Source organism: Fibrobacter sp., assembly GCF_045131395.1.
GTDB lineage: Bacteria > Fibrobacterota > Fibrobacteria > Fibrobacterales > Fibrobacteraceae > Fibrobacter.
This window is the reverse complement of the sequence record NZ_JBGUQY010000002.1, coordinates 260192-275504: the sequence shown is the minus strand read 5'-3', so window position 1 is coordinate 275504 and position 15313 is coordinate 260192. Positions and strand designations below refer to the sequence as shown.

Below are 15313 nucleotides of genomic sequence, written 5' to 3'. Positions count from 1 at the left end.
TAACACCCGAGGGCTTTGTTGCTCACGGAAGACCGCTCGGCTCTACCACAATAGATGGCGGGTCTAGCCCGCCATGACGTCATTAAAAAACGCCTCGGAAGCAAGCTTCCGGGGCGTTCAACTTTTATGGAGGAGAACAAAAATCTCTTTTTCTATTACGACTATTCAGCAGCGGCTGCGTCAGCGCGAGTCATCAGGAGCTTGCAGTAACCGTCTTCGACCACCACATTTTCCGGAGCCAGATTCACCTTTTCCATTTCCCAGTTACCGGTAGACCAGTGAGCGGACAGAGAAGAACCTTCAAAGTCATCAACCCAGGATTCGGTAAAGGACTTGGTTTCGGTATCGTAGGAATAGACGCGCACGAAGTCAATCCACTGAGCCTTAGGAGCTTCAGCAAGTTCATCACCCGTGAATGCGCCTACCCAGCCAGCGCTCTTGGATGCCCAGAGGTTGAAGCGGAGCGACTGATCCTTGGTGAGGAATGCAACCTGGTCGGCGTCAGCATGAGTGCCACGAATCATGCCCAGCGTATCACGGCGAATTTCTACACCGTCAATTTCCCAAGACACATATTCAGGTGTCCAAGTCATTGCGAACAAGTGGAAATCTTCAGTTGCGTCGAAGCCAAATTCATGCAGAGGCTTGCTTTCGGAAGAAGTATTCTTGCCGATGGTCGAAACGCCTTCGCGAGTGATGATGTTGGACTGCCACATTGAACCGCCCTTACCGAGAACTTCGATATCAATTTCGTTCCACGGTTCATCGCCCTTCTTCCAGGAATCATCGTAGTAAAGGAACATGGAGCTCACAGAACCCGGAATCGAGACCATCTTCATACAGGCTTCGAAACGACCATACTTAAACTGATCGACACCAGAAAGTTCGGCACCAAAGTACTCATACGAACCGGAAGACGGCGTTGCTGCATAGGTCGGTTCCACAACCGGAGTACGGGCAGAATTGCGGCATGCAGCCACCGATGCAGAGGGATCGACCGGAGTGCCTACGACAGGGTCGGTTGCCGGGTCGCCGGCAGGATCCGTTGCCGGGTCAGTAGCCGGGTCACCTGCAGGATCGGTAGCGGGGTCTGCTGCAGGGTCCGTATTGCCAGCAGGATCAGCAGCCGGATCACCGGCAGGGTCACCTGCGGGGTTAGAAGCCGGGTCGCCAGTCGGATTTTCAACTGCGGCGGGATCGGTTCCAGGAACAGTGTTTTCAGGAGCTCCAGAGCTGCTGTCGTCGCCACAAGCGGCAAACAGACCAAGTGCAATAATCGGGAGAAGGAATTTCGTTTTCATAATAAACCTCTTGTCTTTGAATATAAATATACCCCCTTTTCCACCCCTTGGGTAGTACCCGAAACGCAAACCAATCATAACTGTACTAATTGTACTCGCTCATATATTTCTACATTTACAATATGCTCGGACGAATCAATAAACTAGAGACCTTTGGCTCCGTAGATGGCCCCGGAGTACGTTTTGTTGTATTCATGCAGGGTTGCCCCATGCGTTGCCAATTCTGCCACAACCCCGAAACCTGGGATTTCGGCGCACAAAGCGCAAACGGTATTAGCAACGGTTCGTTCGAAATTTCCGCCGAAGGTTTACTCAAGAAAGCCCTGCGCTACCAAAGCTACTGGGGCAAAGACGGAGGCATCACCGTCAGCGGCGGCGAACCGCTTGCGCAAATGGATTTTCTTATTGAGTTCCTCGAAGCAGCAAAGGCCGCAGGCGTACACACCTGCATCGACACCTCGGGAGTAAACTTTGTCCGTAACGAACCCTACTTCGGTAAATTCAAGCGCCTTATGGACGCGACTGATTTACTTCTCGTAGACATCAAGAACATCGACCCCGCAGAGCACAAGAAACTTACCGGACACGACAACAAGAACATCCTGGACATGTTCCGCTACCTAGACGAAATCAGCAAGCCCATCTGGATACGCCACGTACTGGTGCCCGACGGCAGCGACAACGACGAGCTCCTTATCAAGACACGCGAATTCATCGACACACTCCACAACGTGCAGAAAGTCGAAGTCCTCCCCTACCACGCGCTAGCCCTGGCCAAGTATCAGGAACTGGGCATCGACTACGTGCTGAAAGACGTGAAGTCTCCCAGCCCGGAACGAATTGCTAACGCTAAAAAGATTCTTGGCGCTTAGCGCCACACCAAATCGTTCTTGGTCTTGCTCGATTCTGATCAAAAGACCGACAATAAAAAAAAGGCGGACCAAAGTCCGTCTTTAATAATTTTGCTTAGATACGAGATTTTGTCGAAAGGCAAGCAACGAAGTATTACGCCGTTTACTAGCCCTTGATTGCGTCGCCCATCGAGAACATCGGCATATACATTGCAATCAGCAAGCCACCGACAGCGCCACCGAGGAACACGATGATAATCGGTTCCATCATACCCACGACACCATCCACAGCAGCATCCACTTCTTCGTCATAGAAGTCAGCCAATTTCAAAAGCATGCCACCCAGGTTACCGGTCTTTTCACCCACGCCCGTCATCTGAATCACCATGGGAGGGAACAAACCTGTATCGGCCATGGGGTCCGCAATACTCTTACCGCCGGCAATACCGATGGCAATCTTATTGATACCCTTTTCCACCACTTTATTCGTAACAGTAGAGGCCACCACCTTCAAGGAATCCATGATGGACACACCGGCATTCAACAAGGTTCCCAGCGTTCTAGAAAAGCCAGCCGTAGTCGACTTAATCTGAAGGTCGCCTAACTTGGGCACCTTCAGCATAAACCCGTCAAAGGCAAATCTGGCCTGGGGCACACGCATGGCGAGCTTAAAACCTACACCCAGAACTATCGCGCCAATAAACAGGAACGCACCATTATCGCGGATGAAGTCAGAAATACTCATCACAAATTGCGTTGGAGCCGGAAGCTCCGCACCAAGGGAGGCAAACTGTTCAGCAAACACCGGCACCACGAAGGTCATAAGGGCAATCACCACCAAGATACCCACGATAATAAGCATCACCGGGTAAGTCAGTGCCTTTTTCACCTTACGTTTCAGGCGTTCATTGTTTTCAAGCGTTTCTGCCAGACGGGCCAAGATACCATCCAAAATACCGCCCGCTTCACCAGCAGCCACCATGTTGGTATACAAAGTACTGAACACCTTGGGGTGCTGGGACAATGCGTCTGCCAAAGAAGAACCACCGTTAATGGACTGCGTAATCTTGTGGACCACATTCTTGAGTTCTGGGTTTTCGCACTGGTTTTCAAGAATATTCAAGCACTGCAACATGGGCAAACCGGCAGAGCTCATAGAAGAGAACATACGGGTAAAGCGAGCGATTTCTGCAGGCTTGATACCTGAACCTATCTTAATCTTGATTTCAGTAGGCTTCTTTTTTAGGCTTACAATAATCAGGCGACGACGCATGAGCATGGATTCGGCTTCAGCCTTGTCCTTCGCCTCAATTGAACCTTCAAAGTTGTTGCCTTGGCTATTTGTCGCCTTGTAAAGGAATTCAGCCATAGATTACACCCCTTCTTTCACGAACAACTGTTCCAACTGGTCCGGGCTCGGAGAACGAGCGAGAGCATCAAAGCGGTCGACCTTGTGAGCCTTCACCAGATCGCACAAGCACATATTCATGGTGTTCATGCCGAACTTCTGACCGATTTCAATCATGGACTCAATCTGGTGCACCTTGTCATCACGAATCAAGGCACGGATACCAGGAGTCACGTTCATGACTTCGTAAGCCATCACGCGGCCACCGCCAATACGCGGCATAAGGGTCTGGCATATCACGCCCTGCAGCACGAACGAAAGCTGGGTACGCACGGTCTGCTGTTCGCCCTTGGGGAATGCGTCCACCACACGGTTGATGGTCTGCACGCAAGAGTTGGTATGCAAAGTTGCAAAAGCCAAGTGACCCGTTTCTGCAATGGTCAAAGCAGCACGGATCGTTTCAAGGTCACGCATTTCGCCGATAAGCACCACGTCGGGGTCCTGACGGAGAGCCATCTTCAAGGCCTGAGCAAAGCTGTTGGTATCGCTACCCACTTCGCGCTGGTTGATCATACAGCCCTGGTGCTTATGCAAGAATTCGATCGGGTCTTCCACCGTCAAGATGTGGTCGTGACGCTCCTTGTTGATTTTGTCGATCATGGCAGCCAAGGTTGTGGATTTACCGGAACCGGTTGCACCCGTCACCAGCACAAGGCCAGAGGGACGGGTCGTAAATTCGGCCATAATCTTCGGAAGGCCGAGATCTTTAAAGGTCTTAATTTCGAGCGGAATAATACGCAAGGCAAGAGCCACGCATCCGCGCTGCAAATAAGCGTTCGCACGGAAACGCGCGAGGTTTGCAATACCGAAAGAGAAGTCGCATTCCTTCTGCTGTTCGAAAGTCTTTTTCTGGCCTTCGTTCATCAAGCTATAGGTCATGCGCATGGTTTCGTCCGGTTTCAGCTTGTCTTCGCCAATGGGAGTAAGCTTACCAGAAAGACGAATAAGAGGGGGCGCACCCGCGGTAATGTGCAAGTCAGAAGCGCCACGCTGGACCATTTCAGAAAGAAGATCTTGAATATTATATGCCATACCAAAGAATATAACTTAAAATAGGGCCGTTTTTTCATTAAAATTGCACATTTTTTCAAAAAAAACACTATTTTATTATATCGGAATGGAACTTGGGCGTAAAATAACCTCTTTACGGGGTGTTTTTTCTGTAATTTGCATGGGACTTCTAGCTCTTGCAATCGTGTTTTCTGCATGCGGACAGGAACACTTCCAAACCGCCCCCACAAAAATTTCGGATTTCAAGGGCAAGCTTCTAGACGGCCATATATCCAATTACCAAAATGAGAAAGGAACCGTCACCTTGATTGCCCTTACGGCATCCTGGTGCCCCGGCTGCCGCGCAGAACTGCCACACCTCAAAAGACTCGATGAAGAATTCGCCGACAAGGGCTTCAAGATCCTCATGGTGAACGAGGACGACTCCCCTAAAATCGGCGCAAAGTACAACAAGGCCGCAGGAATTTCGTGGACGACCTTCCACTGGAATTACGACATGATGAACGCCCTGGGGAATCCGGGAGTCATTCCCGTGACGTACCTTGTGAATGCACAAGACAGTATCATCAAAATCAACGTCGGCGAGTTCGACGAAGACGAGATGCGAAAGCTAATCGAAAAATTAATTCGCAATTAAGCGATAATGCTGGGGAAGAGAATAACGTCAGAGATATTCTCTTTTTTCATCGCCAACATAAAGAGACGATCAAGACCAAGGGCCACGCCGGAGCAGGCGGGCATTCCTGATTCTAGTGCCGCCAAGAAATGTTCATCCACAGGCGGCAAGGGCTTATTCATACCGCGACGGATTTCAAGGTCGGCGTCAAAACGACGGCGCTGTTCCTTGGCGTCGGTGAGTTCGGTGTAACCGTTGCAAAGTTCCACCTGGTCCACAAACAGTTCGAAGCGACGGGCCCAAGTGTAGCCATCCTCGCCCACATACGTCTGCGCAAGGGCCGCCTGGGACTGCGGGTAATCTAAAATGAACTCGGGGCCGTTCTTGGCCAGCTCGGGTTCTACGGCAAAGACCATCAGGTAATCCCACCAGTCTTCGCGGGACATGGCCGTGCCATCAGCCGGGAGCGGAATTTCGCGGGCGGTACAGGCCGCGGCGAATTCTTCACCCGATGCCGTCAGCGGGTTCACGCCTGCATAATTCTTGAACGCATCAATCCAGCGGGTACGACGGGCGTTAATGGGCTTGCCAATGATTTCAGAAACGAGCGCCTCGACTTCGTCCATCAACTTTTCTTGCGGCATGCCTACGCGGTACCATTCCACCATGCTGAATTCATTGTTATGGTGGGCACCGAATTCATCTTTACGGAAAGACTTTGTAATCTGGAAAATGTCGCCGAAACCCGCAGCCAGCAAACGCTTCATGTGGAATTCGGGACTCGTCATCATAAAACGCTTGCCTTCAACCTCGAAGTAATCCAGCTGAGGATCGGTGCCGCCCGCAGCCGAAAGCACAGGCGTTTCAACTTCGAGAACTCCACGACCTTCAAAGAAGCGACGGACCTTGTTCATCAAGGCCTGGCGCTTTATCCAGGATTCGCGATCGCAAGTCGGTTTAAAAGACATTTTTTACTCAGCAGCAGGTTCTTCTGCAGGAGCTGCGTTTACAACGCAGCGGACAGACAGCCAGAATTTCTTATCCACAGGAATGGCAGAAACTTCTTTATCGGTACTGAACATGGAACGAGCGACACCGCGGCCGTCACCCACATCCTTGCTGGTCCAGAAGTAGGCGCCCTCGCCCATGATCACAGAGATGCCATTCTTGTTAGCATAGCCGCCAAAGGTAGCGGTAAAGGCGTAGTCGTCAGAACCGTTACTGCGGAGACGCACGGCAGCTTCATTCGCACCGCCCGCATAGATTTCAAGCATTTTCCAATCGTCGTCTGTAGCAAGGTGCGTGCCTTCGGGGCAAGCCGTCAAAGCGGCATCATGCGTATACAGGCGACCATAGGATTTACAGTTGTCATCTTCACGGTCATAGCACATGGAATTTTCTTCAATGACAAAGTTCAGGTTTTCTACAAACCAGCGAGTACCATTGATTTCTTTCACCTTGTAGGTCTGACCATCACGATTATCCACAAAGGACTCGAACACCGGACAGCGGGTTTCAAATTCCTTGGCACCCAAAATAGAGTCCACAGCCGGTTGCCATGCGGTGCAGAAACGGAAGAGTTCGCCACCGGGGAGAGCCGTAGAATCGGCCTTGTGCTTGTCGGCCCAGCGATTCACGTAAGCAATATTGATAACCGAGGTATCAGGAATCGAAAGGGTTTTCGCACTCGCCTGCAATACCTTTGCATAGCGTTCTGCATTGGACTTGGGAGTTTTCCAGTAACCTTCCAAAAGACCGGTACGAAGCTTTTCGTAAAGCGGAGACGGCTTAGTCACCTTAACCGTAGTATCTACAAAATGTTCCGGCTTTGTTGCACAGGCCGCTTCGCGAATGGTATCGCGCAGGCTACCGGCCTTTTCGTAACATTCTTCGACGCACTTATCGCGGGCTTCGCCTTTTCTCTTGGGACAGGGCACCCAGAGGCTCGTATCAGAGTCAACCTTTACCGGCTTTGCATAAGCCTTGGTCTTCAAAGCAGCCTTGGCCACCTTTTCAAGAGTTTCGGTCGCCTTGACGTTTCCGTTTTCGCCTTCGAGCAACAAGTAAGAAATTACCTCGGTACAGGCATCCATGGCCTTGGCGTTGGTGCATACCTTTTCACCATAGCCATAAGAAAACTGAGATTGGCAATTGGAAAAGGATTCATAAGGCATGGCCTTGAAGATTTTTTCGTAAACCTTGACGGCATCTTCAGGGGACAACTTTCCGCAATAGATTTCTTCGGCAGCGCCCTTCTTCACAATCTTCTGGGCAGTTGCAATATCGCCGTTATCAATAGCATCGCGGAGCTCCGGCTGGGCAAAAACAGAAGACACGCCCAAGGCAAGAACTCCAGTCAATAAACCTCTAAGAAATTTCATTGTAACCCTCGCTAAAAATTCCGAGATAAATATAGAAAAACGGCCATAAGCAGAACACAACAACCCATAATAACTTGTGCCTTTATCCACTCATAATTTATGGCTATAGCGTCAATTACTATATTTGGGCCCATGATTGATGCAGAAAAAATCCGCAACGAATTTCCGATGCTCGTCGCTGGCGACAAGGATGCAAAACCCCTCGCCTTCTTGGACAGCACCGCCACCACGCAAAAACCCGCCTGCGTGATTGACGCCATGGACGACTTTTACCGCGAGCATTACAGCTCAGTAAAGCGCGGCGTATACCGCCTGAGCGCTCGCACTACCGAAGCATTCGAAGCCACCCGCAAGAACGTGGCAAAATTTATTAACGCCAAAACCGAAGACGAAATCGTATTCACCCGCGGCACCACCGAAAGCATCAATCTGGTGGCATGGAGTTACGGTCGCAAGTTCTTCGAAGCCGGCGACGAAATTTTGATTAGCGGTCTCGAGCACCACGCCAACATTGTGAGCTGGCAGCTCGTCGCCGAAATGAAGGGTGCAAAAATCAAGGTCATCCCCGTCAAGGATGATGGCGATCTAGATTTAGCGGCACTTCCCGGGCTCCTCACGGCACGCACCAAGATGGTGGCCGTTACCCACGTGAGTAACGCCGTGGGCACAGTGAACCCGATTGCCGAAATCATCGCCACCGTGCGCAAACTAGCCCCGCAATCCAAGATTTTGATTGACGGCGCCCAGAGTTCCAGCCACATCAAGATTGATGTGCAAAAGTTGGACTGCGATTTTCTCGTTTTCAGCGGACACAAGATGTATGGCCCCACCGGCGTGGGCGTACTCTACGGCAAGTACGAGGTTTTAGACAGCATGCCCCCCTGGCATGGCGGCGGCGAAATGATCAAGAATGTGACTTTCGAAAAGACGACTTACGCAGATGTTCCCGCCCGCTTTGAAGCCGGCACGCCCGCCATCGCCGAAGTCATCGGCCTCGGCAAGGCCATCGAATGGCTGAACGAAAAGGGTATCGAAAACATCCGCAAGCACGAAGAAGAAATCACGAACTACGCACTGGAACAGCTCGCCACGATTCCGCAGGTAAAAGTGCTGGGCAACCCCAAGGAACGCGGCGCCCTCGTGAGCATCACCCTGGACGGCATCGCCGTAAGCGACGCCGCCATGATTCTCGACGAAGAAAACATCGCCGTCCGCAGCGGACACCACTGCGCCCAACCCGTAATGGACCGTTTCGGAGTCGACGCCACGCTTCGTTTGAGCTTCGGCGCCTACACCCTGAAGCGCGATATCGACCGCCTGATTGCAGGCCTCCAGAGAGTCGTCCGACTTTTCGCATAGTTCATTATGGGTATTGAAAAAGGCATTTTCAACCGCACATCGCTCCTTCTCGGAGACGATGTCATGGAAAGCATCTACCAGAAGCGCGTCATCATCTTTGGACTCGGCGGTGTGGGCAGCTGGTGCGCCGAGAGTCTGGTGCGCTCCGGCATCAAGGAACTCGTCCTCGTTGATTCCGACCGCGTTTGCGTTACCAACGTGAACAGGCAACTGATGGCCACCACCAAGACTGTGGGGCAAGTCAAAGTCGAAGTTCTCAAGAACCGCCTCCTCGAAATCAACCCGCACGCCAACATTGTCGCTTTGCAGGACATCTACGAAGAAGCGAATACCGAGAAGTTCCAACTCGACACCTTCGACTACATCATCGACGCTATCGACAGCCTTGAAAACAAGATGCAGTTGCTCTGGCACGCCACGCGCACCAAGGCTACCGTTTTCTCTTCAATGGGAGCGGCCCTCAAGATGGACCCTACGCGCATCAAGGTCGCCGAATTCTGGAAAGTGGCCGGCTGCCCCCTCGCCCGCGCCCTCCGCGACAAATTCAAGCGCAAGAAAAAGAACCTCAAGAAAAAAGTCCTGTGCGTCTACAGCGACGAAATCCTGAAAAATCGCGGCAAGAACTCCTCTTGCGGAACCGCCGCCTGCATGTGCCCCAAGGTCCGCAGCGAACACAGCGAAGCTGAACTTAAGAACGCCGAACTCGTCGGCCACGAATGGTGCAGCAGCAAGGCGCAAATCAACGGCACCATGGCCCACGCCACCGCTATTTTCGGTTTCACGATTGCGGGCCTCGTGATGCAGGATATTTATCAGAAAGCCTTAGCAAGCGCCGAGTAAAAAGCTAGAATTCCGGCATGCTAAAATCGCCGTAAAGTTCACGGCCGTCAAACACCCAGACCACCATCTTTTTGCCATCCAAGAATTCCGAACGGTCCTTGAACAAGGTCGGGCCCAAGTTTCCCCCGCCGATACGGCTACGCGTAAACGTCTCTATCCCTGTCGCCTGCGCAATGTAGGCGCCAATATTGGAAGAACTATTCCAGCCAAAATCGGCATTGCTATCGCCAATTACCACAATGGGAGCATCTTTGGATCCGCGGTAGCGTTTACCTTCTGCATCCACGGTCTTTAACACGCGCACATCGTAATCCGGGTAAGAATTGTACTTCAAGTGATAAAGATTCCCGGTACCGGGAACAACCGTATCGCGCAGGAACCATTCTTCCCTCGGAACATCCAAGTCCATCTCGTTGATAGAATCGGCAATCATCTGGGCAAGCAACTGCCGGCCGGCACTTGTATAATGGCTTTCGTACGCCTCGAACATGGGCGTTTCTTCGTTCTTTTCGAGAAACTCCTCTACCGCATCGACAACGACAACGCCTTCGTCTTGCAATGCATCTACCCATTCTTCATATTGCGGGGCAACGATACCACCCGACATTTCTTCCGAATAATGTTCCGCCTCGATTTGCAATTTGTCTGGAACAGGCACGACCACCAACTTGATACCGCGCGCTTCCAGCGAATCGTTGAAAGCGACAAATGAATTCAAGTTTTCTTTCCAGTCCACCACCAGGTTGACAAGACTTTCCTGCAAGAAAATCCAGTCATCTACACCGCTTACCGCGCAACGAGTCTCTTTCAGCTGCCCGCCACATTTTTCAATATCGGCTTCGATCTGTTCCTGAACGACCAACGGGATAAGCGGACGAGTAGATAGGTAGACCATGGCAAGCGCAACAACCGCCACTCCAAATCCGAAAATAAGCCCCAAATGTTTCCTAAAAAACATGACAGGGCCAAATTTAGAATTTTTCGGATTCTTTGGCACAAGCCTGACAGCGATAATACTGCCGACACAATAGTTCCTCCGCCCCAATAGGCGACAATTAATGTCGTCCGCTTTTTATATATTATAAAATACTCCCCGCCTCGCGGGGATTGCATTGTGCAGGAGGCTTTATGGCAGATCAGGCTCGCGGCGAACGAATGATACAGATATTCGTCTACATGATGGCGCACTACAACAACCGTTATAGCGTAACAGACATCATGCGACACTTAGACTTCCGTGAAGAGGACTTACGGAGCGTTCAGCGAGACATGCAAGCACTCTCCAATATTGGAGGCGGCTACATCAAGCGCTCTGTTGAAAGCGGCAAGATCTATTACCAAGTGGCACTCGAACGCGCAAACAAGCTCGTTTTCCCCGAATTTGGCGACACGCTACTGCATTTCATGTTCCTGCAGCGCATCGCAAACATCTACCCCGCGACATCAAATCTCATCGAAGACCTGACCAAGAGAATCACGCAGGACTTGCCCGCTAAGGAACAATCGACTTTAGCGCATTACGCGAAGGAACTGAACGGACGCATTCTGTTTATGGGAACGCCTCCGAGCGTTGACGATAACGTAGGCAAGAATCTGCCAGTCATTCTCGACGCCATTCGCAAAAAGCAGAAAGTACAAATCACCTACACCGACAACTGGGGCAATACAACCAACAAGCCTCGCATTCCGCTGATGGTCGCCATCAATCAGGGCGAAATCTACATCGGCTGCGTATCGCAACACCTCCCCGACAAAACATACGCCCTCAAGCTCCGCCGCATCCAATCCGTAAAGCTTTTACGCGAACAATTCGTCGAAGATCCGAAAGTCGTTGAGACACTCCGCAAGCGAATCCGCACAGGCACGCTACTTTCAGGCGACCAAGACCAACAAGAAGAAAAAGTCGTCATCTATTTCCCGGGCTACGCCAAAAACTTTCTGCAGGAACGCCCCTATCACCCCAGCATGAAAATCAAGGAATTGGAATGCGGAGACATTCACGTCACCATGAAAGTCGCCGTGAACGGCCTGCTCAAGCAATGGGTCATGTACTATGGTTCCATCGCAGAGGTGCTAAAGCCCGCCAAGCTCCGAAAAATGGTACTTGAAAGTGCCAAAGATTTGGTGAAACTGTACGAGAGATGAAATCCATCTCAAGTAAAATCTTCCATTTCTAGAAAATCTTTTAGCTTGATGTGCCTGACGGTACTAGTGGAATAATCAATATCGTCATTGGAAATGAGGATCTTTGCATGAGTATTGTCAATATCTGCAAACGCCCCCATTTCTCGGTCGTAAGTTGAACGCTCTGCCACGGAATAGGCAACCTGAATGAAGTATTTTTTGTTTTCCTTTTGGGCACAAAAGTCTATTTCCTGTTTTCCGGAATAAACGCTCAGTGAATACCCCCTATACAGAAGTTCGTTATAGACAACATTCTCTAAGTTGTGAGTCAAATCGAAAATGCCATCTGCAACGCGAATTGAATTAAAAGCCACATCTTCGTCATATATTTTTTCGAAGAAGTTTAGTTCCCGCTTAGCCTTTGTTGAATACTGCTTGATGGAGCTGATGACATACGCCTCTTTCAGATAGCCCAAATATTTAGTTATCGTATTGACGGAACATTCGCTAAATTGCCCTTTGATATAGTTGTAGATGGATTTTGCAGACAGAATTCTTGAATTGGAAATAAGAACGTAATTGGCAAGTTTGGAAAAAAGCTCCGGCTTGCGTATTTTGTAACGGTTAACAATATCATTGATTACAATCGTTTGGTCAAGATCGTTCAGGTAGTTCCGTGTAGCACTTTCAGTGTTGAATTCAAACCGCATCGGGAATCCGCCATAGACTAGGTAATCAGTAATGGTTGCGGATCTACCCTGTTGCGTCAAACATTCCTGAATTTCTTTAAAGACAAATGGCCTTATCCTGAACGCCACATAACGGCCACTCAGTTCCTTGGTAAATTCCTTGGATAATAGTTTTGAATTGGAACCAGTGATGAATACGGAGCAATCATGCAAGCGCAATGTCTTGCAAGCATCAGGCCAGTCTTTTACATTCTGAATTTCGTCAAGGAAAAGGAAACATTTGCTCTTATGGCGAGTCTTTTCCACATAAGCAAGAAGTTCATCGCAATTGGATATTTTAGACAATGTGCCACGATCTTCAAAATTCAGGAAGATAACATTGTCCGTTTTTTTGCGGATTTCTTCGGAAATCTGCGAAAGCACAACCGACTTGCCACATCGGCGAATGCCAGTAATAATCTTGATGAGATCGCTGTCATAAAAGTCTCGAATTGGGGCGATGTATTTTTCGCGTTGAATCATAGCTTCCCTTCTACTGAACTCTTTTTTATAAATATAACAAAAGTTTTCAGTATAGTGAAAACTTTTTCAATTTTTAGCAAAAGTTTTCACTACAGAAGGATGAAATACAGGTAAATTGGCGTTTTTCGCTTAAAAAGGTGGTATTATACCACCTTTTACGCATTATTCTCGTTCAAAAACGGCAAATTCAGGGTTTATTTAATCCTATCCCCGCAGAATTCCTGGCGACCGCATTTTTTGCAGTGCGAACCCATCCATAGCGTATCGAACTGTTCTATAGCAGGTTCGACAAGCGCAGGGTCGTTCGTGAGGATACCCGCTTCAAAGTTGCGACGCAGAGAACTTTTCATACCGATTCCGGCCCCCGTCAAATTCGCAGAGCCGATGTAAGCCGTTTCGAGATCAAAAATCATCATCTTAAAATGCACCCGCGGGCACATCACGCGTTCCAAATCCGTCACCAGAATCGGGAACCGGTCAAAATCCTCGCGAAAATTCGGACCAGGTTCCTTTGCATGAATCAAGCGCACACCCACCCCTCGCTTCAAAAGTGCGGCCAACTGTCCCAGCAATGGAATCGCATCGCCATCCTGTTTTACATACACATCCTTAATGTCGGCAGTACCAATCCACAAATTATTGCGAACCGACATGATTCGAGAAATCACTTCGGAGTAATGTTCTTCGTTCTGGATGTATTTAGTGAAAATGGACATGGTGGGAAATATCGTTTTGTTGGACTTCCTATTTTCTCTCCGCTCTTGCAGCTTTGATTTCGGTGACAATTTCTTCTTCGCTCATGCCTGCAGAGCCGTTTTTCAATGCATCATCATTGAGCGCACGTAATGCCGACATAAGTTCAGAAGATTCATTCACCGTCGGACGTTCAGACACCTTAAACGGCAACCCTCTTTCAATTACCGCACGCTTGAAAAAAATGCGAACGGCCGTAGGAATGTCCATTCCCAGACTTTCAAACAAGTCGGAGACCTCGTCTTTCAACTTGTCATCAACGCGTATTTGTAATATTGATGTCGCCATACAGACCTCAAACGATATACAACTACTAAATATAGTATAAACACATTACAAAAACAATATGTTTGTATATTTATTGAAAAAGGCCGTCCAAGGAACACCGTTTTAGCCAATATTCAAGCCTTTTTTCGTTTTGTTCTTGATGAATTCGCCAATGTTTCCAACTGTTCAAGGATTATGCGCAGCAACGCTTCTTTACTATTAAGCGTCTTTCGCAATCCAGCGAGTTCGCTTTTTACAAGGCTGATTTCAGACTCAACATCACTTGTTGCAATATCAACGAACGACAACTTTTCAAGATACTTATTTTGTTCTTCATCAAAACCCATACTAGTGCAGAATTTCAAAAAATCCTTATATTTCCTCAATCGATCAAAATTTCCAGAAAAATCTTGCAATAAGACCTTTTGTCCTTCAAGGCAATGCAACCGTTTCTTCGCATTTTTAACATCCCAGCTGAGAGTCCGCTGCAAACATTCAATGCGATGATCAATCCATAATTTTAGCATCTGCGCAAACGAAAGTTTCTCAACTTTTTCACCGGTCCAAATAGAAAACGTCCTAGAATCGTCCAACAATGGATGATGCGATTGCGAAGCACCGTTACAACAATCACGCACACAAGTAATAACATCTAAAAAATCATGCGGGGGAACACTAGCGCACGCACCTTCAAATCCGTTCACAAGCAGATTAGGGAACATTGACGGCAAATAAAGCGGTTCTTTGAACATGCCATTGTAATTGTCATACAATGGTACTGCATTTTTCTCAACCCCATCCAACATAGCCTTTCCAATACGTGAAATTTTCACTTCAGTATACCGCGCTGCACTGTTTCTCAAAGGTTCATAATCTTCACGTTCTCGAATTAACGGCCACTCGGCGTCAAATTTTGCAAATAGAGCCATGTCGGCAAGCGCCTTATTAACATCATCATCTTCACAAGGAATATAGCGTATCAGAGCAAAGAAAGCTACCGTCGTAGACCTTACAAACCTATTCCATGTAGGCTTCGAAGCATCCGATAAAGCCCAAAAGATTTTTCTCTGCACAGAAGTCAAGCCATCCCGCACATCGGGATACAATTCCATCTGTTTTGTATCGTTATTGTTTATCGTGTTCATAACCGTCTCCTTTTTCATGAAGATAGATTGTGTCCACGACAATTAG

General features: G+C 49.0%; 15 protein-coding genes. 5 read left to right on the top strand and 10 right to left on the bottom strand.

Annotation, left to right across the window (positions count from 1 at the left end; translation table 11 throughout):
* Positions 1-161 precede the first annotated feature (161 nt).
* On the bottom strand, positions 162-1301 hold the full coding sequence (locus ACJMNB_RS01200) for a family 16 glycosylhydrolase (protein WP_405338142.1): 1140 nt from the start codon (positions 1299-1301) through the stop codon (positions 162-164).
* A gap of 122 nt (positions 1302-1423) precedes the next feature.
* Here ACJMNB_RS01200 and pflA point away from each other — a divergent pair, with 122 nt between their 5' ends.
* Complete coding sequence (gene pflA / locus ACJMNB_RS01195; RefSeq protein WP_405338139.1) at positions 1424-2173, top strand: pyruvate formate-lyase-activating protein; 750 nt, start codon at positions 1424-1426, stop codon at positions 2171-2173.
* A gap of 145 nt (positions 2174-2318) precedes the next feature.
* On the opposite strand, the gene ACJMNB_RS01190 is transcribed toward pflA, so the two are convergent.
* Together ACJMNB_RS01190 and ACJMNB_RS01185 are read right to left on the bottom strand one after the other, a co-directional pair.
* Complete coding sequence (locus tag ACJMNB_RS01190) at positions 2319-3521, bottom strand: type II secretion system F family protein (RefSeq protein ID WP_405338136.1); 1203 nt, start codon at positions 3519-3521, stop codon at positions 2319-2321.
* Between the two features lie 3 nt (positions 3522-3524).
* Positions 3525-4592: a type IV pilus twitching motility protein PilT gene (locus ACJMNB_RS01185; RefSeq protein WP_405338133.1), complete on the bottom strand. Its 1068-nt coding sequence runs from the start codon at positions 4590-4592 to the stop codon at positions 3525-3527.
* Between the two features lie 139 nt (positions 4593-4731).
* Between ACJMNB_RS01185 and ACJMNB_RS01180 the strand changes: the two genes are divergently transcribed.
* Positions 4732-5208, top strand: coding sequence for a TlpA family protein disulfide reductase (locus tag ACJMNB_RS01180; protein ID WP_405338130.1), 477 nt, complete (start codon positions 4732-4734; stop codon positions 5206-5208).
* Here ACJMNB_RS01180 and epmA read toward each other — a convergent pair.
* Positions 5205-6155 (bottom strand): EF-P lysine aminoacylase EpmA, encoded by a 951-nt coding sequence (gene epmA / locus ACJMNB_RS01175; RefSeq protein ID WP_405338127.1) that lies wholly within the window; start codon positions 6153-6155, stop codon positions 5205-5207. The genes ACJMNB_RS01180 and epmA overlap by 4 nt on opposite strands.
* Positions 6156-6158: 3 nt before the next feature.
* Positions 6159-7568: an FISUMP domain-containing protein gene (locus ACJMNB_RS01170; protein ID WP_405338124.1), complete on the bottom strand. Its 1410-nt coding sequence runs from the start codon at positions 7566-7568 to the stop codon at positions 6159-6161.
* A 132-nt stretch (positions 7569-7700) separates the two neighbouring features.
* Here ACJMNB_RS01170 and ACJMNB_RS01165 point away from each other — a divergent pair, with 132 nt between their 5' ends.
* Entirely contained in the window at positions 7701-8927 is a 1227-nt protein-coding gene (locus ACJMNB_RS01165) for an aminotransferase class V-fold PLP-dependent enzyme (protein ID WP_405338121.1), read from the top strand.
* A 6-nt stretch (positions 8928-8933) separates the two neighbouring features.
* Complete coding sequence (locus ACJMNB_RS01160) at positions 8934-9767, top strand: ThiF family adenylyltransferase (RefSeq protein WP_405338118.1); 834 nt, start codon at positions 8934-8936, stop codon at positions 9765-9767.
* 4 nt (positions 9768-9771) lie between these two features.
* Here ACJMNB_RS01160 and ACJMNB_RS01155 read toward each other — a convergent pair whose 3' ends face one another.
* A complete protein-coding gene (locus tag ACJMNB_RS01155) occupies positions 9772-10725 on the bottom strand; it encodes a hypothetical protein (RefSeq protein ID WP_405338115.1) in 954 nt (317 codons plus the stop codon).
* A 170-nt stretch (positions 10726-10895) separates the two neighbouring features.
* Here ACJMNB_RS01155 and ACJMNB_RS01150 point away from each other — a divergent pair, with 170 nt between their 5' ends.
* A complete protein-coding gene (locus ACJMNB_RS01150) occupies positions 10896-11912 on the top strand; it encodes a helix-turn-helix transcriptional regulator (protein ID WP_405338112.1) in 1017 nt (338 codons plus the stop codon).
* 8 nt (positions 11913-11920) lie between these two features.
* Here ACJMNB_RS01150 and ACJMNB_RS01145 read toward each other — a convergent pair whose 3' ends face one another.
* The 4 genes from ACJMNB_RS01145 to ACJMNB_RS01130 all read right to left on the bottom strand — a co-directional run bounded on the left by ACJMNB_RS01145 (position 11921) and on the right by ACJMNB_RS01130 (position 15267).
* Complete coding sequence (locus ACJMNB_RS01145; protein ID WP_405338109.1) at positions 11921-13102, bottom strand: ATP-binding protein; 1182 nt, start codon at positions 13100-13102, stop codon at positions 11921-11923.
* A gap of 194 nt (positions 13103-13296) precedes the next feature.
* Positions 13297-13818 carry a phospholipase D-like domain-containing protein gene (locus tag ACJMNB_RS01140; protein WP_072799813.1) on the bottom strand — a complete coding sequence of 174 codons (522 nt, stop codon included), beginning with the start codon at positions 13816-13818 and terminating at the stop codon, positions 13297-13299.
* 28 nt (positions 13819-13846) lie between these two features.
* Complete coding sequence (locus tag ACJMNB_RS01135) at positions 13847-14143, bottom strand: type II toxin-antitoxin system RelB/DinJ family antitoxin (RefSeq protein WP_405338105.1); 297 nt, start codon at positions 14141-14143, stop codon at positions 13847-13849.
* A gap of 113 nt (positions 14144-14256) precedes the next feature.
* A complete protein-coding gene (locus tag ACJMNB_RS01130) occupies positions 14257-15267 on the bottom strand; it encodes a DNA gyrase subunit A (RefSeq protein WP_405338102.1) in 1011 nt (336 codons plus the stop codon).
* Between the last annotated feature and the right edge of the window lie 46 nt (positions 15268-15313).